The following is a 21010-nucleotide window of genomic DNA, read 5'->3' on the forward strand; positions in this document are numbered from 1 at the left end:
CCGTTAAGCGCCTCCCAAGACGCGAAGACCTCAAGCGGTTGGCTCGGCCCTCCCCCCTTTAGCCGAACCGACCGCCCCCAAACGAAAAGGAATACGACCATGAAGACCATCATTTCCGCAGCCCTGATCTCCCTCGTTGCCGGTTCGGCCGCTTTCGCCGCCGTCCAGCCGATCCCAGGCTCGATCACCTATGACAACGCCAACGTCCAGCTCGAAAAGGCTCCCGCCGGTTCGACCTTCTTCCACACCTTCTCCAACGGTGACGGTCGTGACGTAAACGAAGTCTACAAGGTCAACGCCGACAAGACCGTGACCCTCGTCAACCGCACGATCTCCAACGCGTCCTAATCCGAAGCGTCAGCATCAACGCGTCTCTCTAGACGCAATTTGAGTGGCAGGCTCGCCCCTTTCCACCGCCCCGAGCCGCCGCCTTCATCGAAAAAGGAATACGACCATGAAGACCATCATTTCCGCAGCCCTGATCTCCCTCGTTGCCGGCTCGGCCGCTTTCGCCGCCGTCCAGCCGATCCCGGGTTCGATCACCTATGACAACGCCAACGTTCAGCTCGAAAAGGCACCGGCCGGTTCGACCTTCTTCCACACCTTCTCCAACGGTGACGGTCGTGACGTTCGCGAGATCTACAAGGTCAACGCCGACAAGTCGGTGACCCTCGTCAACCGCTCGATCTCCAACGCATCCTGATATCCATCAGAGCGTGGCGAAAAACCCCGGAGCACGCTCCGGGGTTTTTTCCGTTTTTGCACGCCGCTCCAAACTTGGTCATTCCCCACCATGGAGGCCCGTGTCTATTGTCGGGCAACAAACAAGGAGCCCAACATGCGCGCAACCCCCTTCATTCTGTCATTCGCCTTGACCATCGCCGCGACCGCGACAGTCTTCGCCAAGGAAAACCGCTGTGGCTGGATCCAAAACCCCACGCCCGGCAATTACTGGCTGGATGATGGCGAAGGCTCCTGGATGTTGATGGCGCAGGGCTCGGAGCAGGAACCACTCGGCATGGAAAACATGCCCGATTTCACCACTGGCGATTTTGTCCAGACAAATGGTTACTACGGTTATGCCTGCGGCTGCATCCAGGCAGAGACAGAACGCAGCGCCGACTACGGCGACAGCTTCGTCGGACGCATCACCGCCATCTACAGCGTCAAGCAGCTCCCCATCAGCCAGTGCCGGGGTGACAAGGCGCTGCCAAAGCCCGAATAGGTTACCGCGCGTAATCGACCGGCACGGCCAATCCGTGCTTCAGCGTTTCCATCGAAATGGACGCCGAAACGTCGAACAGCTCGACCCGCTTGACCAGCCGTCGATAGACGACATCGTAGTGCTCGACACGCGGAAGCACCATCTTCAGGATATAATCGTAGTGGCCCGTCAGCCGGTGGGCCTCCACGATTTCCGTAATGTCGCTGATGGCGCGCCGAAACTCCTCGATCCAGTCATCAGCGTGATGTGCCGTCTTCACCAAGGCATAGACAGTGGTCGGCACACCACATTTGTCGCGATCGAGCACCACGATGCGTCGAGCGATATATCCCTGCTCTTCCAGCTTCTGGATTCGCCGTGAGCAGGCCGATGTCGACAGTGCTACACGCTCCGCGAGGTCCGCAACGGCAATGGACGCATCCCGCTGCAGAAGCTCGAGAATCTTCCTGTCTCTTTCGTCAATCACGCCCGCTCCCCCTGCACTAAAGCAATGTCGCGCAAAAATTCGGCGCGCTTCAGTCATATCGCGCCCTTACATCGGCGCCAAGCCTCACCAGCATCGGAAATTTTGCAACCCCATCCCAACTCTTCCGCGTCATCATGATCTGGTCAAACGAGGAGACGAGACATGAAGACGATTGGCCTCATCGGCGGAATGAGCTTTGAAAGCTCCGCAGTCTATTATCGCCAGGTCAACGAAGCCGTGCGCAACCGATTGGGTGGGCTCTCCTCCGCAGAGGTCCTTATGCATTCGGTCAATTTCGAGGAGATAGTGACCCTGCAGAAGGCCGGGCGCTGGGATCTCGCGGCCAAGCGCTTGGGTGATGTCGCATCTGGCCTGGAAAAGGCAGGCGCCGCCTGCGTCCTGATCTGCACCAACACCATGCACATGGTCGCCGACGAGGTCGAGGCACGCCTGAACGTACCGCTCATCAACATTATCGATGAAACCGCCCATGCGCTGAAGGCCGGCGGGGCGAAGCGCCCGCTGCTGCTTGCCACCCGTTATACGATGGAGCAGCCTTTCTATGCCGAGCGGATGAAGCGTCATGGGCTTGAGATCATGGTGCCTGATGCCGAGGGGCGCACCGCAACTCACAACATCATCTTCGACGAACTCTGCGCCGGGCATGTGCTCGACGCCTCACGTCAAAGGCTTGTCGCCATCATCGAAAAAGCCAAGGAGCAAGGCGCTGACAGCGTCATTCTCGGCTGCACGGAGATCTGCCTGATCCTCGACCCAGCGGCACTGCCGCTCACCGGCTATGATTCCACCACGATCCATGCCGAAGCTGCCGTCAGCTTCGCCCTTGAAGCGTCAAGCGACATGCGCGCCGCCTGATGATAGTTGAGGCTCAGGCGATCGCTCAGATCGCCTGACCGCAGGCTCGGCAGAAGCGCCGCACAGTCTCCGCCATGCCGTATTCGAGCGCGTCCGCCGTCAATCCATGCCCGATCGACACCTCCGCCAGATGCGGGATGCATTTGGCAAGCAACGGCAGATTGGCAACGGTGAGGTCGTGGCCCGCATTGACGTCCAGCCCCTCCGCCTTCGCCGCATCGGCCGTCTGGCCAAGCCGCTCGACCTCGCGTTGCGCGGCATCCGGATCGTCGAAGCAGCCACCATACGGGCCCGTGTAGAGCTCAACCCGATCCGTGCCTGTTGTCTTTGCAAGCCGCATCGGCTCCGCCCGTCCGTCACCGTCGACGAAAAGCGAGACACGCATACCGCGACCGCGCAAGCGCCCGACGACACGCTTCAGGAACTCCTGATGCGCGTGCAGATCCCAGCCATGGTCCGAGGTCGCCTGCGAAGGGTCATCCGGAACCAGTGTAACCTGTTCCGGCTCCGTTGCCTCGCAAAGCGCCAGGAATTCCTCGCTCGGATAACCCTCGATATTGAATTCGGCCGTCGGAAATTCGTCGTCGATCAGCGCCCGCAGAACCGGCAGATCGGAGAAACGGATATGCCGCTCATCGGGTCGCGGATGCACGGTCAGCCCGCTCGCACCTGATTGAAGCGCGATCCGTCCAAGATGGGCAACATTCGGCCAGGGAAGGTCGCGTCGGTTGCGCAGCATTGCGATGGCATTGAGGTTCACGGAGAGCTTGGCGGGCATGATGTTTGTTCCGAGGCGGGGATATTGAAGGCCGCAGATGTAAGACATCCTGCGCCAGAAGACCAACCAGAATTGCAGATGGACTGATTGGCGCGGCTGATGGGTGAAAAAAGCCCAAAAATGCGCTTCGCCCTCCTAGACTTTAGGGTATTGACCCGCGCGCCGTTTCCATTAGTCAGCTTAATCATTGTGACGGATCGCACAAATCCTGCATCGACGCGGTACGGGACGCGCAAGTTGCGTCGCCACGGCTTGGAGCATGCATGACAACCGGATTGAGGATCGATAACGGAACGGTCGCGGAAGCCCTGCAGAAGGTGCTCCGGAGCCGCACCTTCGCGCGCTCCGAACGGTTGCGGTGCTTCCTGAAGTTCGTCGTGGAAATGGAGCAACTCGGCCTCGCCCATCAATTGAAGGGTTACACCATCGGGATCGACGTCTTCAGCCGCGACGAAGGTTTCGATCCTGGCACCGATCCACTCGTCCGCGTGCAGGCTGGCAAGCTTCGCAAGCTGCTCAATCTCTTTTACGCCGAAGAGGGGCGTAACGAGCCCCTGCGGATCCGCATTCCGCTCGGTGGCTACGTGCCGATCTACGAATGGGCCGGTCCTCAACGATCCTCGAAGATCGATGCCCCCGGCAGCATCCAGGATCTTGCGACCATCGCTCGCCGGGCACGTGGCGACGCACTGGGTCTGGTCCCGGGACTTCCGCAACTCTTCATTGTGCCAACATCCGGCTCCGAGGATCACAGCTCAATCTTCGTCAATGCCATACGGCTTTGGGAGCACAGGCTCTGGGCGGTTTGCATCGCGCCCGCCAACCTCGGTCTGCCGGCATCGGATCAATGGGCCGATCCCCTCCATTTCGAGCTCACTGTCAAACAGCGAGATCACACAACGCTGGATATCAGCCTGCGCCACGCTCGATCAGGCGCGCAACTGCTCGACGACAACAGCTCGATCACGGATTGCGAAGACATCCTGAAACTGGGCGCCGCCGCCAATGAATTTGCCGGCGCCAATCTGACCATTCCCGGCCGCATCTATCGGTTCTGCCACGAACTTGGTCTCTCGACGAGCGCCATGCTGTGCCTCGATGCAACCTACCGCTACAGCCTCGACCGGTCTGATGCCGCCTATCTGCGCGCGCGCAAGCACCAGCAGGAATGGCCGGGCCTTGAAAACGCCAGCGAAGCGCTGGTGGAAATCCCGCATTTGCTGGCGCTCAGCTCCAGCCACGCCTGAAGAGGCGGAACGGCACTTCCGTCGCCTCACTGACCATTACAGCGCTGCCGACAAAGTTATTTTAACATCAGCGAATATATCGTGTAGATTGAATTCACGGCAGCGAATCTGTCGCCAGAGACAGGCGGTGGAAGAGAAGGAGCAGGACGACAGGAAGAGGCGGGAACCGTTCAGTCAAAGGGCGGACCGCTGCAGCGACATGGAGGGGACATGCCGAACGGACCACACCATTTGCAACCTATTTCAAAACCATCCGGCCGCAAACGGCACGACATCATTCTGCCGGACATCATGGTTCCACAGGACCTGCCGACGGAACCGGTGGCCATCGCCGACATGGCAGAACGCTTCGGGGTCACCCACCGCACCCTGCACTTCTATGAAGAGAAGGGGCTGATCGAGGCCAGCCGCATCGGCCTCATGCGCGTTTATCAACAGGGTGATATCGCCCGCATGGCCGTAATCAACGTCTGCCGCGAGATCGGCATGCCGATTTCCGTCATCCAGGACCTCTTCGAACTGCTCGCCTCGGCCAAATCCAAGGCAGAAGCCAACCTGATCTTCGAGGACGCCCTCTCCACCCGGCGCCGGGAGCTCGCAGCCGGCCTTTCCATGGTGCACAGGCAATTGCAGCAGGTGAACGCGCTTCTGGAAAACGAGGATGTGGTCGGCCTTCGTCGGACTCCAAAACAGGCCAGCCCCGAACTCTCGGAACCGGAACACAGTTGCCTGCAACTCATGGCCGAAGGCTACACGACCATTCGCATCGCCCGGATCCTCGAGATGAATATCCCCGAAGTGGAAGAACTGGAGAAGACGATCGTCGAAAAAGTCGGGGCTCAGAACCGATTTCAGGCCGTGGCCAAGGCGGTTCTTCTCGGCATCGTCGTAAGCTGAAGCTGTCGCTTGTCCTTCGTCAAAGGTGGAGACTTTGTAACGGGACGCACGTCTTTGCGAGTTCTAGAACCGGCGGGTCATCAACATTCCGCAGGTGCGTCATGCCGACTTATCTCCAACGTTACGCCACGCCTTTCACCACCGGGCTCTTTCTCATCTCCCTGATTTCGGGGACTTCGCTCTTTTTCCACTATGGAACCGCAGCCTTCCGCGAGATGCATGAATGGCTGAGCATGGTGCTGATCCTGCCCTTCTTTCTGCATGTCTGGAAAAACTGGCGGCCATTCCTTGCCTATTTCAAGCGCCTTCCAATGGCCATATCGCTTGCCCTCTGTCTCGTCGCGAGCCTCGCCTTCGCCTGGCCGGCCATCACGGGTTCTGCCACCGGCACCGGCGGCAATCCGGCCTTTGCCATGGTGAATGTGGTCGCGTCGGGCACTCCGGGCCAGGTCGCACCTCTGCTCGGCAAATCCGAAACTGAGATCGTCGAGGCACTCAAGGCGAAGGGTTTCACCGCCGCCGACCTGACAAAAACGCTCTCCGAAATTGCCAGCGCATCCGGGAGGGACATGATGGATCTGATGGCGACACTGGCAACGCTCAAAGCGAACTGAGCCGGCCGGAGACATTCACCGGACGATGGTGAGCGTCTCTGCCGCGCGGGTGACGGCCGTATAGAGCCAGCGTTCCCGCGTATCGCGAAACGCCCAGCTCTCGTCGAACAGCACGACGTCGTTCCACTGCGAGCCCTGGGCCTTGTGAACCGTCAGCGCATAGCCGTAGTCGAACTCGTCGTAACGCTTGCGCGTCGACCACGGCACTTCCGTCTCGATATCCTCGAAGGCCGCCTTCAGAAGCTTGATCTTCGCCGCCCCGCGATCCATGTCGTCGTCTTCAGGCTTGATCAGAAGGTTGATGCCCGGCTTCACCGTCTCGCGCGACGAGGTCATCACCTGCCAGAGCGAGCCGTTGAGCAGGCCCTTCACCTGATCGTTCCGCAAACACACCAGCTTGTCGCCGGCCTGCGGATAGTCGACGGTAAAACCCTTTAATTCGCGCAGGCGCAAATTGTAGCGCCGCCGCGTCTTGTTGGTGCCGACCAGCACCTGATCGGCTCCGAGCACCAGGTCCTGCGTCACCTCGTTCTTCGAGATCACCCGCGCCGTGGTACCGTAGTCGCCATACATGATCTCCTTGCCCTCACGAATATGCATCGCGAGCTGGATGATCGGATTGTCCCGTGCCTGACGATGAATGTCCGTCAGCAGATAATCCGGTTCCTGGTCGGTGAAGAAGCCGCCACCCGAGACGGGTGGCAACTGGCCGGGATCGCCAAGCACGAGGATCGGCGTACCGAAACTCATCAGGTCGCGTCCGAGCGCCTCGTCGACCATCGAGCATTCGTCGATGACGATCAGTGCGGCTTTGGCGACCGGGCTCTGGCGGTTGATCGAGAACATCGGCGCAATCGAGGTCTTGCCGGTTTCCTCGTCCTCCACCGCCTCCTCGCCGCGCGGGCGGTAGATCAGCGAATGAATGGTCTTGGCGTTCGAGGCCCCGCGCGAGCGCAGCACCTGCGCCGCCTTGCCGGTGAAGGCGGCAAACAGAACGTCGCCGTCGACATGTTCGGCGAAATGTTTGGCGAGCGTCGTCTTGCCAGTACCGGCATAGCCGAACAGCCGGAAGACGGGGGATTTCCCCTCCTTCAGCCATTTCGAAACGGCCTTGAGGGCCTCGTCTTGCTGGGGCGCGAATTGCATGGCTTAGGTCATGCGCGGATTCGTTGGCCCGATGCAAGGCCAAAGCCGGGAAAATCAGAACAAATCGTGGACATCAGCCCCTGAGCGGGTCGTTTGAAAGCTTGATCGGCGCACCATGCGGCGTCGCCTCCGCCGCGCGCTGCCAGCTTTCGCGCAAGGCCTCGACGGTGTACCGATCGGCCAGCCCCTTGCGCTCCAGCAGTCCCGCCAGTGCCGCGACCCAGGCGTCGAAATAATCGGAACCGTCAGCCGTCCGCCCCGGTCGGTGCACTTCAACAGACAGGCCCTCTGCCCATTCCGTCCAGTTGAACACGCCGCGCGCATGCAGATGCACGGTCATGGCGAAGGCCTGCGCATGCCAGGGTTCGGCAAAGACGGGCGCCCCTTCGGGCGAACGCGGCAAGCCCGGCGATTCCGCAAGATCCGTCACCGTCTCACACACGCTCAAGATAGCTCTCCCAGGCATCAACAGAGACGGTCAGCGTCGGATCGGCGCCCTCGCCCCAGATCTCGTCTCCCGTGAACACGACCGTGTAGACCCATTGCGGGTTTTCACCCCGTGCATGGGCATTGTCATCAGGGAAAACGAAGCTGCCCTGCACCGCCTCGATGACACCTGTCTTTGCCCGCGCATAACGCGGCAGGCGCGTGTGACCCGTGGGATGGAAATTCTTGGTGCGCACGCGGTCGCCCATGCCGAACTTCGGTTCCGTCTCGACAGGGCGGTCGCAAGGCCCGCCGCGGGCCAGCACGGCGTCGACCATCTCGGCTTTCAGGACACGTTTCGGCGCGCGGCCCTGTTCCAGATGCCGACCCGTTGAAAGTTCCTCGGCGGTCGCGAAACCATGCCGTTCAAGCAACATGTCGATCCCGCGGATCCAGACCTCATAATAGTTGGCGGCCAGATAACTGGCCGGTGGAATGTTCTCCCGTGCATGCCGGCTCTCGTCGATCGACCAGGCCCCGAAAGCCCCGCAGGACAGCGTGATGCCGAGAGCGCGCTTCTCCCATTCGGCGTGGAAAGTGGGTTCGTCCTTTTCCGGCGCCACAGGCCCGAAACCCATCTGGCCACCAAGATCATGCGGCCCGTTCATCGCGTAACCTCCGGTGATCGGGCCAGACCGGTGCCGATCATCGAGTCACGGGTCACGAGGTCGGCGAGTTGATCTTCGCTGTATGCTTCCGTACCGGCAGGGCGCTCAGGTACGACCAGATATCGCAGCTCCGCCGTCGAATCCCACACTCTGATACCCACGGTTGCCGGCAGGGTCACGCCGAACTCGGCCAGCACGCCGCGCGGATCGATCACCGCCCGCGAGCGATAGGCCGGCGCCTTGTACCAGACCGGCGGCAGGCCGAGCACCGACCACGGGTAACAGGAGCACAGCGTGCAGACGACGAGATTATGGGTGTCGGGCGTGTTGAACACAGCCCGCATGTGTTCGCCCTGCCGGCCCGTATAGCCGAGGCTCGCGATCGCTTCCGTCGCATCGCGCTTCAGCCAGCCAGCGAATGCGGGATCGGCCCAGGCATTGGCCACAACCCGCGCACCGTTCCTTGGCCCCACCTTCGTCTCGTAGGTCTCGACGATCGCATCGATCGCATCAGGATCGATCAAGCCCTTTTCGGTCAGCAGCGTTTCGAGCGCCTTCACCCGCGCCTGCATGTCCGAATACTGGTTGTCGTGGTGGTGATCATGTCCATGATCATGGTGATCGTCGTGATGACCGGACATCGGGACTTTCCTATTTCAGCATGGGCCAGAGACTGAGTACCAGAAGCACCGCCATGGTGATGTTGAACCATTTGAGCCTGACCGGCACCGACAGCCACTCTCGAAGCGCCGAGCCGAAGCCCGCCCAGGTTGAGACGCTCGGAATATTCACGGCCGCAAAGACCAAAGCGACCAGCCCCACGGTCAGAGCATAGTGCTGCGGATTTGGATACACCGCCATCGCCGTAACCGCCATGACCCAGGCTTTCGGATTGATCCATTGGAAGGCTGCAGCGCTGAAAAAGCTCATCGGTCTCGTCTTGATTTCCCCGTCCCCCAGCGACCGCGACGAACCGATCTTCCATGCGATCCACAATAGATACAATCCTCCCGCGACCTTGAGCGCAATGAAAGCCGGCGGATAAGCGGCAAGAAGAGCACCCAGACCGAAGCCAACGCCGATGAGCAAGGACAGGAAGCCGGCGCCGATCCCCAACATGTGCGGAATGGTGCGCCGGAAGCCGAAATTCACCCCCGAGGCAAACAGCATCATGTTGTTCAGACCCGGCGTGATGGAGGTGGCAAAGGCAAAGACGACGAGCGCCAGCAGCGTATCGGCCGACATGGATATTTCCTCCGATATTTTGGTCAACCTAGCTGACCTAACGCCGACCGACAGCCGCAATCTTGTGACGGTGACACAAACGCGAAACTATCAGTCGCTTGGCATTTGTCCCTTGTACTGGCTGATGCCAGGCTTATCCTCCTGCTGGCACCACGGAGGATCGCAACAATGCACGACACCATTCCGACTGTCACCCTGCCGGGCGGCGAGGAGGTGCCGAGCCTCGGCTTCGGCACCTGGATGATGGGGGAGACAAGAGCGCAGGCCAGTTCGGAGATCGATTCTGTCAGGCTGGCTCTCGATCTCGGAATGACGGTCATCGATACGGCCGAAATGTATGGCGATGGTGGTGCTGAACGCATTGTCGGGGAGGCGCTGAAGGAGCGTCGCGAGGACGCATTTCTGGTGTCCAAAGTCCTGCCTTGGAACGCCAGTTTCGACGGCACGATCAAGGCCTGCCATGCGAGCCTGGACAGGTTGGGAACCGACCATCTGGACCTCTATCTCCTGCATTGGCGAGGTGAACATCCGCTCGACGACACGGTCGCCGCCATGGAGGAACTGAAGGCCGCAGGCCGCATCCGCGCCTGGGGTGTTTCCAATTTCGACGTCGAGGATATGGAGGAACTCTTTTCTGTGGCGGATGGAGAGAACTGTGCCGTCAACCAGATCCTCTACAACTTGTCCCGCCGAGGCATCGAGTTCGACCTCCTGCCCTGGTGCCAGGAGCACCGGATCCCGATCATGGCCTATTCGCCGATCGAGCAGGGGCGCATCCTGCACCACCCCGAACTGATCCACATCGCCAAGGCCTATCAGGCGACCCCGGCTCAGGTTGCGCTCGCTTTCCTGCTGGAGCGCGAGGGCGTGATCCCGATCCCCAAAACCTCGAACCTGCGCCGCCTGCAGGAGAACCGCGATGCGGTCGATCTCGACATCGCCGACGAGGATTGGGCCCGCCTCGACACCGCCTTCCCTCCGCCGTCTCGGAAAATGCCGCTGGCGATGATCTGATCTTTTCCGGGCGACCGAGATCGCGATCCGCATCTCAGCATCGGAAAACCGTGATCTATCCACAGCCCCAGAATTGCAGGCACTTTACGCCAGCCCATCAGGAAATTAGGAGATTGCCTAATTCAAGAATTTCGGCACGAAGGGCAACCGCCGCAGGGGGAACCAAGATGGCAAAGCGCGGCAAGACAGATCTGCATCCGGCGATGGACAAGACATCATCCCGCGTCTTCCACGCACTCGCCTCCGATCCGCGCAGGATGATGCTGGTTCATCTCCAGCAATCCACACTCACCGCCGGCGAAATCGCCGCCCGCTTCGACATGGCCAAACCCTCGATCTCCCAGCACCTTTCGATACTGGAAAATGCCGAACTCATCGAAGGCGAGAAGAAGGGGCAATATATCCATTACAGCCTCAAGCCCGCGGCACTTCGCCATGCGCTCCTGGCGATGCTGACGACGACCGACATCTCCGGCGACGAGGCCGGGCGAGACGCCATCGAAGACGCCCCGGCGAAGACGAAGAAATCATCGAAGAAGAAGGCCGAGCGAGCAGAAGCAGGAGCCGCATCGAAGAAGGCGGAAAAGGCGAAGCAGGCCGCAGAAAAACCAGCCAAGGACAAGCAGAAGAAGGCGGCAGTCGATCTTGCGCCCCCGCCCCAGCAGATGGGGCTGCTCGACCTTCTCGGCATGGATGGCTGAGCGGGCGACAGAACGAAAAAGGGCGACCGCAAGGCCGCCCTTTTTCATTTCGCGAAATCACGAATTCCTTACATGCCTTGTGAGCCGCGGTTCATCGCGGCAATCCCGGTCCGGCAGATTTCGTTGAGGCCGAGCGGCTTCATGATCGAGACGAACTGGTCGATCTTCGACGACTTGCCGGTGATCTCGAAGATGAAGTGATCGACCGTCGCATCGACGACCTTGGCGTGAAAGGCATCGGCCAGACGCAGCGTCTCGGCCCGCATCTCGCCCGAGGAAACGACCTTCACCAAGGCCACTTCGCGCTCGATGGGGCGCTCCTGCCCAAGCTCACGCGCCCGGACCGTCAGATCCAGCACGCGATGTACCGGAACGATGCGCTCCAGCTGCGCCTTGATCTGCTCGAGCACGCCGGGCGTGCCACGCGTCACGATCGTTATCCGTGACAGATGCGCTTCATGCTCGGTTTCGGAAACCGTGAGGCTCTCGATGTTGTAACCGCGACCGGAGAACAGGCCGATGACGCGGGCGAGAACGCCCGGCTCGTTGTCCACAAGCACCGAGAGCGTATGGCTCTCGATGGCAGACGTTTCCTTGGCGATGAAATAGGCCGAGCCGGTCGGCTGTAGGTGTGCGTTCATTTCTCGGTTCCTCCCGGTCAGACGAGCTGACGACCCTTGGCATCGATGGCATTGGCGACGGCTTCGTCGGTCGCCTCGTCCGGCAGCAGCATCTCGTTGTGCGCCTTGCCCGATGGGATCATCGGGAAGCAGTTGGCGAGATTGGCGACACGGCAGTCGAAGATCACAGGCTTCTTCACGTCGATCATCTCCTGGATCGCGCCGTCGAGATCATCAGGCTTCTCGCAGCGGATGCCGACGGCACCATAGGCTTCCGCCAGCTTGACGAAGTCAGGCATGGCTTCGGTGTAGGAATTCGACAGACGGTTGCCGTGCAGCAACTGCTGCCACTGGCGCACCATGCCCATATACTGGTTGTTCAGGATGAAGATCTTGATGGGCGCTTCATACTGGATCGCCGCCGACATTTCCTGAATGCACATCTGGATCGACGCGTCACCGGCAATGTCGATGACGAGGCTCTCCGGATGCGCGATCTGTACGCCGAGGGCGGCCGGCAGGCCGTAGCCCATGGTGCCGAGGCCACCCGATGTCATCCAGCGATTCGGCTGCTCGAAGCCATAGAACTGGGCTGCCCACATCTGATGCTGGCCGACTTCGGTCGTGATATAGGTGTCGCGATCCTTGGTCAGTTCATAAAGCCGCTGCAGCGCATATTGCGGCATGATAACATCCTTCGCCGGGGTATAGGCGAAGGAGTTGCGCGCGCGCCACTTGGCAATATTGGCATTCCACTCGGCCGTCTGCGAAGCCTCGGGCTTCTTCGGCAGCGCCCGCCAGGCACGAACCATGTCTTCGAGAACACGGCCGACGTCACCGAGGATCGGCACGTCGACGCGGACATTCTTGTTGATCGACGACGGGTCGATGTCGATGTGGATCTTCTTCGAGTTCGGCGAAAACGCGTTCAGGCGACCCGTGATACGGTCATCGAAACGCGCGCCGATGCAGACCATGACGTCACAGTCGTGCATGGCCATGTTGGCTTCGTAGGAACCGTGCATGCCGAGCATGCCGAGCCAGTTCTTGCCGGACGCCGGATAGCAGCCGAGGCCCATCAGGGTCGACGTGATCGGGAAGTCGGTGAGCGAAACCAGTTCGCGCAGCAACTTGGTTGCTTCCGGACCGGAATTCACGACGCCACCGCCGGAATAGATGATCGGGCGACGGGCAGACGCCATCAATTCGACTGCCGCCTGGATGGCGCGGGCGTCGCCGGTGACCTTCGGCTGATAGCTCTTCAGCGCCTTGTGGGCATCTGGGGGCGTGTAGGTGCCGGTGGCAAACTGGATGTCCTTGGGCACATCGACAAGAACCGGACCCGGACGGCCCGTCTGGGCGATGCGGAAGGCTTCGTGAATGATCGAAGCCAGCTGGTTGACGTCCTTGACCAGCCAATTGTGCTTGGTGCAGGGGCGCGTGATGCCGACGGTGTCACATTCCTGGAAGGCGTCCGAACCGATCAGGGAGGTCGGAACCTGGCCGGAGATGCAGACGAGCGGAACGCTGTCCATCAGCGCATCCTGCAGCGGCGTGACCGCATTGGTGGCGCCGGGACCCGAGGTGACCAGCATGACGCCGACTTTGCCGGTCGACCGGGCATAGCCTTCGGCTGCGTGGCCGGCGCCCTGCTCGTGACGCACGAGGATGTGCTGGATATCGTCCTGCTGGAAAATCTCGTCATAGATCGGAAGCACGGCCCCACCGGGATAGCCGAAGATATGTTCGACACCGTTATCCTTGAGCGCGCGCAGGACGATCTCGGCGCCAGTCATCTGATTGTCTTTACCCGTCATGCTGTGTTTCCATCTGCCTTCTTGGTTTTTGGGCTGATAACCCGGTTCAGGGCATAAAAAAAGGCCCCTTTGAGGAGCCTGTCATCTAGCGCATGGGTGGCTATCGCCGGATGGTTACACCATCCTGCCCATGCGCCTTCCCACCACGATAAGTGCAACCGAGTTTTTCATGGGCCGAAGTGTTAGCCAGAAAGCCCCTCAGCGTCAACGCATCTTTCGGAAAATTTTGCCCGAGACGGCGACAGTTTGTTGCGCAGCATCCCGCAAACCGTCACCACGGCCCTAACGTGCTACACGAAATTTTAAGCGCCCTGCCCTAGACTTGCGTGAGCAGGGAGAATGCGCTTGTCGAAAGATGAATTTCACAAGTCCGGCCAGCCCGGAGATCAAGACCGCCGCGATGGAATGCGGCCTGGCAATCGGATGCTGGGGCGCGTCGTCGCCTGCAATGGCTCGCGCGCCACGATCGCCGCCGTTGCCGAGGAGGGTGGCACCGACCTCACAGAGCTCTGGTCTGTCGGCCGACTGATCTCGATCAGCGTCGGGAAAAACCGTGTCGTGGCACTTGCCTATTCCATGCAGACGGAAGGAAAGGACTGGGGTGAAGGCGCCGACAACCAGTTCCTGATCGAAGTGGAGCTGCTGGGCGAAGTCTATGTCCAGCAGGATGGCAAGGAGATCTTCTCCACCGGCATCTCGCGTTATCCCTATCTCGGCGCAATCGCGCACAGGATCCGCGCTGCCGACCTTCTGCGGATCTATGACACGCATCACAACGATACGGCAGTGATCGGGAAGCTGACCCAGGACGAATCGATCGACGCGGCCATCCATATCCCGTCCATGCTGTCGAAGCACTTTGCCGTCGTTGGTTCTACTGGGGTTGGCAAATCAACGGCAGTCTCGCTCCTCCTGCGCAAGGCGATCGAAAGCGACCCGAAGCTGCGTATCCTGATCCTCGATCCGCACAACGAATTTGCAGCCGCATTCCCTGATCTGGCCGTCGTGATCGACACAGACACGCTCGATCTGCCATTCTGGCTGATGCGCCTCGAAGAATTCGCAGAGGTGCTGTTCCGGGGCCGGCCGCCAATTCCGGAAGAACTGGACATCCTGCGCGACCTCATGCCCGAGGCCAAACGCGCCTTTCGCGGCAACGAGAGTGCCCTGATGCGCCGGATGGCGGACAAGAGCTCGATGACAGCAGACACTCCGGTGCCCTATCGCATTGCGGATCTGATGGCGCTGATCGATGAGCGCATCGGTCGTCTGGAAGGACGTGGCGAAAAACCGTTCCTGCGCTCGCTCAAGATGCGCATCATGTCGGCGATCAACGACCCGCGTTATCACTTCATGTTCTCCAACAACACGATCACCGACACGATCATGGAGACGATCGCGCATATCTTCCGCATTCCCGGAGGTGACCACCCGATCTCGACCTTCCAGTTGGCGGGCATTCCCTCGGAGGTCGTCAACTCGGTCGCTTCGGTCCTCTGCCGTATGGCATTCGAGCTGGCGCTCTGGTCGAACGGCGCGATCCACATGCTCGTCGTCTGCGAAGAAGCACACCGTTACGTGCCGGCCGACCCCAATCTCGGCTTCTTCCCGACGCGCCAGGCCATCGCCCGCATCGCCAAGGAAGGCCGCAAATACGGTGTCTCGCTCGGGGTCATCACCCAGCGCCCAGGCGAACTCGATCAGACCATCCTGTCGCAGTGTTCGACGCTGTTTGCCATGCGCCTTGCCAATGACCGCGACCAGGAAATCATCCGATCTGCGATCCCGGACAGCTCGATTTCCACGACCAGCTTCATCTCGTCGATCGGCAACGGCGAAGCCATCGCCTTCGGCGAGGCCATCGCCGTGCCGATGCGCATGCGCTTCACCCGCGTCGAGGAACAGCGGCTGCCGAAAGCCAATGGTGTCAACGCCAAGGCAACGGAGGAAACGCCGGATACGGTCGACCTCCGCTCGATCGTCGGCCGCATGCGTGCGATTGTGGGTCCGGACATCTCCGCATTCCAGCAGCAGTTCGAGAGCAGCATGACCAGGGTCGACGTACCCATGGCACCCGAAGGCATCTACGACGACGAAGACTTCGACGACGATATGATGGATGACGAACTGCCAAGCCGCTTCTCGGCCGCCCCCGCAGCGGTCTCGGCACCTGCCAGAACAGAGTATCAGGCGCCCTTGCTGCGCGAGAGCCTGTCGGCGGCGCAGACACCGGCAATCGAACCCTACCGGCCGGACATGCTGCCGCGCGCAGGCACGGGAGATACGCTGAGACGGGCCGACCCTGTTCCTGCTCTGGAAGGTGACGCTGGAAATACCGCCTTCGGCACGGCATCGCTTCGGCGCGAAGGCGGCGGCTCTTCCCTGCGCGAGAGCATTCTGAAGAAGCCGCTTTCGAGTCTTTACAAGCGCGACTGAACGGGGCGATCAGTCGATCCGGTAGGTCACCGGGTCGATCCGCTGCCAGGTCTCGTCCATCTGGTTGCGGAACCAGGTCATCTGGCGCTTCGCATATTGCCGTGTGGCGGCCGATGCCTTTTCGATCACCTGGTCGCGCGACATCTCTCCAGACACCATCGCAGCGATCTGCGACACGCCGATCGCCTTCATGACAGGGGCTTGCTGTGGCAGGTCCAGCGCAAGTAGCGCCCTCACCTCATCCACTGCGCCCTGCTCCATCATCTGCGCAAAACGCCGATCGATGCGTTCATGCAGGAGCTTCCGCTCGGGCAATACGACAAATTTCATGGCCCGCTCCGGATCAACGAGCACCGGACCAGACTGGCGATGGTAAAACGAAATCGACTGCCCGGTGACGGCAAGAACCTCCAGAGCCCGGACAATCCTTTGCCCATCCTTCTGCTGCAGTCCCGCAGCCACCGCCGGATCCTGTGCCGCAAGTTCCGTATGCAGAACCTCCGGCCCTTCGTCGATCAGACGCGCGCGCAATCCTGCCCGCACGTCCTCCGGGATAACAGGCATGTCCGACAGGCCACCGGTCAACGCCTTGAAATAGAGGCCCGTGCCGCCGACAACGACCGGCAGGCGGCCTTGCGTCTTCAATTCGGTGAGCAACTCGGCCATGTCACGCAACCAGTCGCCGGTGGAATAGGAAGCGCCGGCAGGCACATGGCCATAGAGACGGTGCGGGACATCCCCCATCTCGCTCTCGTCGGGCCGCGCGGTCACCACCCTCAGCGTGTCATAGACCTGCATGCTGTCGGCATTGACCACCACGCCGCCGTGCCGCCGCGCGAAGGCGATCGCCAGTGCGGACTTGCCGCTGGCGGTCGGCCCGGTTATCAGGATGGCCTCTGTCGTCTTTCCAGGATCTTGCATCATGGCCTTCGTTGCCACGCTTGTCGCCAATCCGTCAAATCCCATTCTTTCTCCCGAGGTCGCCGAGAAGGCCGCGGATGCCGTGCGCTCCTCACGGCTCTACTGGCTCGCCGATGGCGTCGCCTGCGACATTCCGCTGACAGACGGTACGGACCCGCTCGCAGCCGAAGCGCACCTGCGTGAAGCGATTGCGGGTCTGCCCGTCGATGTCGCGGTCCAAGTCTCTGAGACGCGCCGCAAACGCTTCCTGATCGCCGACATGGATTCGACCATGATCGGCCAGGAATGCATCGATGAACTCGCGGCCGAAGTGGGTTTGAAGGACAAGGTCTCGGCCATCACGGCGCGTGCCATGAACGGAGAGATCGCTTTCGAACCCGCGCTTCGGGAACGCGTCGCCCTCCTCAAAGGGCTGCCGATCTCGGTTGTCGACGAGGTGATCGCCAAACGCATAACGCTGACCCCCGGCGGCCTCGAATTGATCGCCACGATGAAGGCACGCGGCGGATACACCGCCCTCATTTCCGGCGGCTTCACCGTCTTCACCTCTCGCATCGCTGCCGTTCTCGGCTTCGACGAGAACCGCGCCAATATCCTCATCGAGGACAACGGCATCCTGACCGGCGAAGTCGCCGAACCGATTCTCGGCCGCCAGGCGAAAGTCGATTCGCTTATCGATATCGCACAAACCCTCGGGGTTAGCCCGGAAGACGCACTTGCCGTCGGCGATGGCGCCAACGATCTGGGCATGCTCGGCATCGCAGGCTCCGGCGTCGCCCTGCACGCCAAGCCGGCCGTCGCGGCTGAAGCCAAGATCCGCATCGACCATTCGGACCTGACTGCCCTCCTCTATCTCCAGGGTTACCGCAAGTCCGACATCCAGCACCCTTCCATCCGTCCATGACCATCATCCTGCAGACCGAACGCCTGACACTGCGCAACTGGCGGAATGAAGACCGGGACCTGTTTCGCGAGATCAACCGCGATGAAAAGGTCATGGAGTTCTTCCCCATGCGCCGCAGCCATGCCGAATGCGATGAGCTGATGAATCGGCTGAAGGCGATGATCGATGACACCGGCTACGGCTTCTTTGCCGTGGCCGACCGTCAGACCGACGAAGCCATGGGCTTTTGCGGGATCTCCAGGGTGGGCCTGCCTGGCGTTCTCCCGGAAGGCGCCGTGGAGATCGGCTGGCGGCTCGCGACACGCTTCTGGGGGCAAGGTTACGTGACGGAAGCCGCGCGGGCTCTCCTCGATCTCGGCTTCAAGAAGAGAGGCCTGGACGAAATCTACGCTTTCGCGGTCGAGGGCAACCACCGTTCGATTGCGGTCATGGAAAGACTTGGAATGGAGCGGGTGGCAGGACGCGATTTCAACCACCCGTCGGTCCCGGACACCCATCCGCATCTGAAAAATCACGTTCTTTATTGCCTGAAAGCAAACTAAAGCCGGCAATTCTGCAAATTACAGACAAGACTAATTCAGCAATTTACGTGACCTTAAAGCGTTATGCCTAGAGTTGTGGCATGACAGATCTTCTTACGGTGCATTCGGCAGCCCCAGGGGCCTCGTGGATCGACCGCTTCTGGCGCCTGGGTGAAGGCGGCCAGACAGCGGAGGAAGCGCCGCTCATTCGTGCCGTCCGTCTGTCGATCGTCGGCAAGAACACGCCCTGGATGATGGCTGCGAATATCGGAAACGCTTCGCTGGCAGCGCTTGCGTTCTGGGATAGTCCTTCCGCCTTGGCCGTCAATCTGATCTGCGGCTCCCTGATCGCCATCGCGGCATACACAAGTATTGTCTGGTGGCATGCACGCATGCGCCCCTCGCCCGAGCGCGCCAGCGTCCGTGGAACTCGCAAGGCCGTTCTCAACGCAATGGTGCTCAGCGGCCTCTGGGCATCGCTCGTCGTCGTGGCCTATGCAGATGCGACGGAGACCCAACGCATGGTGCTGATCGCGCTGACGGTCGGCATGGCGGGCGGTGGCGGTTTCGCATTGGCCACGATCCCGCCGGCCTCTCTCGCCTTCTGCGGCATGATGGGCCTTGGCGCCACCATCGCACTTGCCGGCGACAACTCGATGGTCGGCGTCTATCTCTTCTCGCTCTACGTCATCTTCGCGGCCATCATCATCCGGTCATCCCTAGCCGTTTGTGCCAGCCTCACCGAAAAGGTTCGCGCCAAGATGGCGGCGGACGAACAGCGCGACGTGATCAACCTGCTTCTCAACGACTTCGAAGAGAACACGGCCGACTGGCTGTGGGGGGCGGACGAGGATCTGCGCCTGGAGCGGGCATCGAGCCGCTTCTGCGAACAGTTGGCGACACCGGACAGCCTGATCGTCGGCAAGCTGATGGTCGACGCCATTCCCTTTGCCACCCATTTCATGGCCGAGATCGAACAGATCGGCGACCGCGACAGCTTCCGCAGAAAGCTCGAGGCACGCCAATCCTTCCGCGACGTGGATATCTGCATCGAACAGGCCGGCGAGCTCGGCATCTGGTCCCTCACGGCAAAAGCCATTCACGACGAGAGCGGTCGGTTCGTCGGTTATCGTGGGGTCGGCCGTGACGTTACTGCCAACCGCCAGACCCGCCTTCGCATCGAACATATGGCGCGCCATGATCCTCTGACCGATGTCGGCAACCGCGTCTTGCTCAACGAGGATCTGGCCCGCGCCGTCTCGCGTCTGGAGCGCTTCGGCGACGGCTTCTCGCTCCTCCTGCTCGACCTCGATCGGTTCAAGCAGGTCAACGACAACCACGGCCATGCCGGTGGCGACGAACTGCTGCGCGAAGTGGCCGGTTTGCTGCAGCAGATGTGCGGCGAAAGCGACACGCTCGCACGGTTGGGCGGCGATGAATTCGTCATCCTGCACATGTCCGGCGACGACCCCAAAAGTGCTGGCAACCTTGCAGCGCGGATCATCAAGCGGCTGGGCCAGCCCTTCCACCTCAGATCGGGAACCGCCCATGTCGGCGTCAGCATCGGGCTCGCCTGTGCCCCTTTGGATGGCACATGCCCGGACCAGCTGATGCGCAATGCCGATCTCGCCCTCTACCGCGCCAAGGCAGATGGCCGCAATCGCTTCCGCTACTTCGACTCGTCGCTCGATGCCACGGCCCGCCGTCGCAACCTGATCGAACAGGAACTGGCGCTCGCCGTGAGCCTCGGCACGCTTGATCTCTCCTTCCAGCCCTTGATTGATGCGCAAAGCGGCACCGTCGTCTGCGCCGAAGCCCTTCTGCGCTGGAACCACACGAGGCTCGGGCCGATCAGCCCGGCAGAGTTCATTCCGATCGCGGAAGAAACCGGCCTGATCACCAGCATTGGCGCCTGGGTGCTGCGCGAAGCCATCCGGATTTCCAAAGACTGGCCGGACCATGTTCGGGTGGCCGTCAATCTCTCGTCCCGCCAGTTTCTCAGCCCCGGCCTGGTTCCGATGGTCGAAAACGCATTGAAGGCCAACGCCATGCGCCCGGGACGCCTTGAGCTCGAGGTGACCGAAAGCCTTTTGATGAACTCGACACCGGGTGTCGAACACACACTCAAGACGCTCGGCAAGCTGGGCGTACGCATCGCGCTCGACGACTTCGGCACCGGCTTTTCTTCGTTGAGCTACCTGCGGCGCTTCCGCTTCGACAAGTTGAAGATTGACCAGTCCTTCATCTCGGACATGGAAACGAACGATGACGGCCGCGCGATCGTCGAATCGGTCATCCGGTTGGCCAAGGACCTCCGCATGAGCGTGGCTGCGGAAGGCGTCGAAACGCAGAGTCAGCTGACCATGTTGCGCCAGCTCGGCTGTTGCGAAATTCAGGGTTATCTGGTGGCGAAGCCCATGTCGGCCGAAGCCTTCACCGCGTTTCTCGCGACAAACGATGCGGATAGCGAGCGGCGCTACGCCTGACG

General features: G+C 61.0%; 23 protein-coding genes. 13 read left to right on the plus strand and 10 right to left on the minus strand.

Annotated elements, in window-relative coordinates:
* Positions 1-99: 99 nt before the first annotated feature.
* The 3 genes from DMY87_RS07765 to DMY87_RS07775 all read left to right on the plus strand — a co-directional run bounded on the left by DMY87_RS07765 (position 100) and on the right by DMY87_RS07775 (position 1225).
* Positions 100-348, plus strand: a complete 249-nt coding sequence (locus DMY87_RS07765) for a hypothetical protein (RefSeq protein ID WP_110790717.1) — start codon at positions 100-102, stop codon at positions 346-348.
* Between the two features lie 106 nt (positions 349-454).
* Complete coding sequence (locus DMY87_RS07770; protein WP_110790718.1) at positions 455-703, plus strand: hypothetical protein; 249 nt, start codon at positions 455-457, stop codon at positions 701-703.
* 135 nt (positions 704-838) lie between these two features.
* A complete protein-coding gene (locus DMY87_RS07775) occupies positions 839-1225 on the plus strand; it encodes a DUF4087 domain-containing protein (RefSeq protein ID WP_110790719.1) in 387 nt (128 codons plus the stop codon).
* Position 1226: 1 nt separating this feature from the next.
* Here the strand turns inward: DMY87_RS07775 and DMY87_RS07780 are convergent, their stop codons facing one another.
* On the minus strand, positions 1227-1691 hold the full coding sequence (locus DMY87_RS07780) for an Lrp/AsnC family transcriptional regulator (RefSeq protein WP_110790720.1): 465 nt from the start codon (positions 1689-1691) through the stop codon (positions 1227-1229).
* Positions 1692-1853: 162 nt separating this feature from the next.
* Between DMY87_RS07780 and DMY87_RS07785 the strand changes: the two genes are divergently transcribed.
* Positions 1854-2567, plus strand: a complete 714-nt coding sequence (locus tag DMY87_RS07785; RefSeq protein ID WP_110790721.1) for an aspartate/glutamate racemase family protein — start codon at positions 1854-1856, stop codon at positions 2565-2567.
* Positions 2568-2592: 25 nt separating this feature from the next.
* Here DMY87_RS07785 and DMY87_RS07790 read toward each other — a convergent pair whose 3' ends face one another.
* Positions 2593-3345, minus strand: coding sequence for a pyridoxine 5'-phosphate synthase (locus tag DMY87_RS07790; protein ID WP_110790722.1), 753 nt, complete (start codon positions 3343-3345; stop codon positions 2593-2595).
* 263 nt (positions 3346-3608) lie between these two features.
* Between DMY87_RS07790 and DMY87_RS07795 the strand changes: the two genes are divergently transcribed.
* The 3 genes from DMY87_RS07795 to DMY87_RS07805 all read left to right on the plus strand — a co-directional run bounded on the left by DMY87_RS07795 (position 3609) and on the right by DMY87_RS07805 (position 6103).
* Complete coding sequence (locus DMY87_RS07795) at positions 3609-4592, plus strand: hypothetical protein (protein WP_110790723.1); 984 nt, start codon at positions 3609-3611, stop codon at positions 4590-4592.
* A gap of 210 nt (positions 4593-4802) precedes the next feature.
* Positions 4803-5489, plus strand: coding sequence for a MerR family transcriptional regulator (locus DMY87_RS07800; RefSeq protein ID WP_110790724.1), 687 nt, complete (start codon positions 4803-4805; stop codon positions 5487-5489).
* Positions 5490-5590: 101 nt separating this feature from the next.
* The gene (locus DMY87_RS07805; RefSeq protein ID WP_110790725.1) at positions 5591-6103 is read left to right on the plus strand and encodes a DUF4405 domain-containing protein; all 513 of its coding nucleotides are present in this window, start codon (positions 5591-5593) and stop codon (positions 6101-6103) included.
* A gap of 15 nt (positions 6104-6118) precedes the next feature.
* Here DMY87_RS07805 and DMY87_RS07810 read toward each other — a convergent pair whose 3' ends face one another.
* From DMY87_RS07810 to DMY87_RS07830, 5 genes are all read right to left on the minus strand, one after another.
* Entirely contained in the window at positions 6119-7249 is a 1131-nt protein-coding gene (locus tag DMY87_RS07810; protein WP_110790726.1) for an ATP-dependent DNA helicase, read from the minus strand.
* 73 nt (positions 7250-7322) lie between these two features.
* Positions 7323-7697, minus strand: a complete 375-nt coding sequence (locus tag DMY87_RS07815) for a nitrile hydratase accessory protein (protein ID WP_110790727.1) — start codon at positions 7695-7697, stop codon at positions 7323-7325.
* Complete coding sequence (gene nthB / locus DMY87_RS07820) at positions 7684-8343, minus strand: nitrile hydratase subunit beta (protein ID WP_110790728.1); 660 nt, start codon at positions 8341-8343, stop codon at positions 7684-7686. Before nthB ends, DMY87_RS07815 begins: the two co-directional genes overlap by 14 nt.
* Positions 8340-8984: a nitrile hydratase subunit alpha gene (gene nthA, locus DMY87_RS07825; protein WP_110790729.1), complete on the minus strand. Its 645-nt coding sequence runs from the start codon at positions 8982-8984 to the stop codon at positions 8340-8342. Before nthA ends, nthB begins: the two co-directional genes overlap by 4 nt.
* A gap of 10 nt (positions 8985-8994) precedes the next feature.
* Positions 8995-9588 (minus strand): LysE family translocator, encoded by a 594-nt coding sequence (locus tag DMY87_RS07830; protein ID WP_110790730.1) that lies wholly within the window; start codon positions 9586-9588, stop codon positions 8995-8997.
* Between the two features lie 168 nt (positions 9589-9756).
* Here DMY87_RS07830 and DMY87_RS07835 point away from each other — a divergent pair, with 168 nt between their 5' ends.
* Together DMY87_RS07835 and DMY87_RS24550 are read left to right on the plus strand one after the other, a co-directional pair.
* Entirely contained in the window at positions 9757-10602 is an 846-nt protein-coding gene (locus tag DMY87_RS07835) for an aldo/keto reductase (protein ID WP_110790731.1), read from the plus strand.
* A gap of 167 nt (positions 10603-10769) precedes the next feature.
* Entirely contained in the window at positions 10770-11303 is a 534-nt protein-coding gene (locus tag DMY87_RS24550) for a metalloregulator ArsR/SmtB family transcription factor (RefSeq protein ID WP_110790732.1), read from the plus strand.
* Positions 11304-11371: 68 nt separating this feature from the next.
* On the opposite strand, the gene ilvN is transcribed toward DMY87_RS24550, so the two are convergent.
* Complete coding sequence (gene ilvN / locus DMY87_RS07845) at positions 11372-11944, minus strand: acetolactate synthase small subunit (RefSeq protein ID WP_110790733.1); 573 nt, start codon at positions 11942-11944, stop codon at positions 11372-11374.
* Between the two features lie 17 nt (positions 11945-11961).
* Positions 11962-13740: an acetolactate synthase 3 large subunit gene (locus tag DMY87_RS07850; RefSeq protein WP_110790734.1), complete on the minus strand. Its 1779-nt coding sequence runs from the start codon at positions 13738-13740 to the stop codon at positions 11962-11964.
* Between the two features lie 339 nt (positions 13741-14079).
* Here DMY87_RS07850 and DMY87_RS07855 point away from each other — a divergent pair, with 339 nt between their 5' ends.
* Positions 14080-16176, plus strand: a complete 2097-nt coding sequence (locus DMY87_RS07855; protein WP_110790735.1) for an ATP-binding protein — start codon at positions 14080-14082, stop codon at positions 16174-16176.
* A gap of 9 nt (positions 16177-16185) precedes the next feature.
* Here the strand turns inward: DMY87_RS07855 and miaA are convergent, their stop codons facing one another.
* Positions 16186-17097, minus strand: coding sequence for a tRNA (adenosine(37)-N6)-dimethylallyltransferase MiaA (miaA, locus tag DMY87_RS07860; RefSeq protein ID WP_425353476.1), 912 nt, complete (start codon positions 17095-17097; stop codon positions 16186-16188).
* Between the two features lies 1 nt (position 17098).
* On the opposite strand from miaA, the gene serB reads away from it, so the two are divergent.
* The 3 genes from serB (at position 17099) to DMY87_RS07875 (ending at position 21008) form a co-directional block, all read left to right on the plus strand.
* The gene (gene serB, locus DMY87_RS07865) at positions 17099-18001 is read left to right on the plus strand and encodes a phosphoserine phosphatase SerB (RefSeq protein ID WP_110790737.1); all 903 of its coding nucleotides are present in this window, start codon (positions 17099-17101) and stop codon (positions 17999-18001) included.
* Positions 17998-18543, plus strand: a complete 546-nt coding sequence (locus DMY87_RS07870) for a GNAT family N-acetyltransferase (protein WP_110790738.1) — start codon at positions 17998-18000, stop codon at positions 18541-18543. The genes serB and DMY87_RS07870 overlap by 4 nt, the downstream gene beginning before the upstream one ends.
* Positions 18544-18623: 80 nt before the next feature.
* The gene (locus DMY87_RS07875; RefSeq protein ID WP_110790739.1) at positions 18624-21008 is read left to right on the plus strand and encodes a putative bifunctional diguanylate cyclase/phosphodiesterase; all 2385 of its coding nucleotides are present in this window, start codon (positions 18624-18626) and stop codon (positions 21006-21008) included.
* Positions 21009-21010: the final 2 nt, after the last annotated feature.

It is taken from the genome of Peteryoungia wuzhouensis, assembly GCF_003205195.1.
Taxonomy (GTDB): Bacteria; Pseudomonadota; Alphaproteobacteria; order Rhizobiales; family Rhizobiaceae; genus Allorhizobium; species Allorhizobium wuzhouense.

Coding starts and splice junctions, on each gene's coding strand:
- DMY87_RS07765 (WP_110790717.1), top strand. CDS start 100: ATGAAGACCATCATTTCCGCAGCCCTGATCTCCCTCGTTGCCGGTTCG.
- DMY87_RS07770 (WP_110790718.1), top strand. CDS start 455: ATGAAGACCATCATTTCCGCAGCCCTGATCTCCCTCGTTGCCGGCTCG.
- DMY87_RS07775 (WP_110790719.1), top strand. CDS start 839: ATGCGCGCAACCCCCTTCATTCTGTCATTCGCCTTGACCATCGCCGCG.
- DMY87_RS07785 (WP_110790721.1), top strand. CDS start 1,854: ATGAAGACGATTGGCCTCATCGGCGGAATGAGCTTTGAAAGCTCCGCA.
- DMY87_RS07790 (WP_110790722.1), bottom strand. CDS start 3,345: ATGCCCGCCAAGCTCTCCGTGAACCTCAATGCCATCGCAATGCTGCGC.
- DMY87_RS07795 (WP_110790723.1), top strand. CDS start 3,609: ATGACAACCGGATTGAGGATCGATAACGGAACGGTCGCGGAAGCCCTG.
- DMY87_RS07800 (WP_110790724.1), top strand. CDS start 4,803: ATGCCGAACGGACCACACCATTTGCAACCTATTTCAAAACCATCCGGC.
- DMY87_RS07805 (WP_110790725.1), top strand. CDS start 5,591: ATGCCGACTTATCTCCAACGTTACGCCACGCCTTTCACCACCGGGCTC.
- DMY87_RS07810 (WP_110790726.1), bottom strand. CDS start 7,249: ATGCAATTCGCGCCCCAGCAAGACGAGGCCCTCAAGGCCGTTTCGAAA.
- nthB (WP_110790728.1), bottom strand. CDS start 8,343: ATGAACGGGCCGCATGATCTTGGTGGCCAGATGGGTTTCGGGCCTGTG.
- nthA (WP_110790729.1), bottom strand. CDS start 8,984: ATGTCCGGTCATCACGACGATCACCATGATCATGGACATGATCACCAC.
- DMY87_RS07830 (WP_110790730.1), bottom strand. CDS start 9,588: ATGTCGGCCGATACGCTGCTGGCGCTCGTCGTCTTTGCCTTTGCCACC.
- DMY87_RS07835 (WP_110790731.1), top strand. CDS start 9,757: ATGCACGACACCATTCCGACTGTCACCCTGCCGGGCGGCGAGGAGGTG.
- DMY87_RS24550 (WP_110790732.1), top strand. CDS start 10,770: ATGGCAAAGCGCGGCAAGACAGATCTGCATCCGGCGATGGACAAGACA.
- ilvN (WP_110790733.1), bottom strand. CDS start 11,944: ATGAACGCACACCTACAGCCGACCGGCTCGGCCTATTTCATCGCCAAG.
- DMY87_RS07850 (WP_110790734.1), bottom strand. CDS start 13,740: ATGACGGGTAAAGACAATCAGATGACTGGCGCCGAGATCGTCCTGCGC.
- DMY87_RS07855 (WP_110790735.1), top strand. CDS start 14,080: ATGCGCTTGTCGAAAGATGAATTTCACAAGTCCGGCCAGCCCGGAGAT.
- miaA (WP_425353476.1), bottom strand. CDS start 17,097: ATGCAAGATCCTGGAAAGACGACAGAGGCCATCCTGATAACCGGGCCG.
- serB (WP_110790737.1), top strand. CDS start 17,099: ATGGCCTTCGTTGCCACGCTTGTCGCCAATCCGTCAAATCCCATTCTT.
- DMY87_RS07870 (WP_110790738.1), top strand. CDS start 17,998: ATGACCATCATCCTGCAGACCGAACGCCTGACACTGCGCAACTGGCGG.
- DMY87_RS07875 (WP_110790739.1), top strand. CDS start 18,624: ATGACAGATCTTCTTACGGTGCATTCGGCAGCCCCAGGGGCCTCGTGG.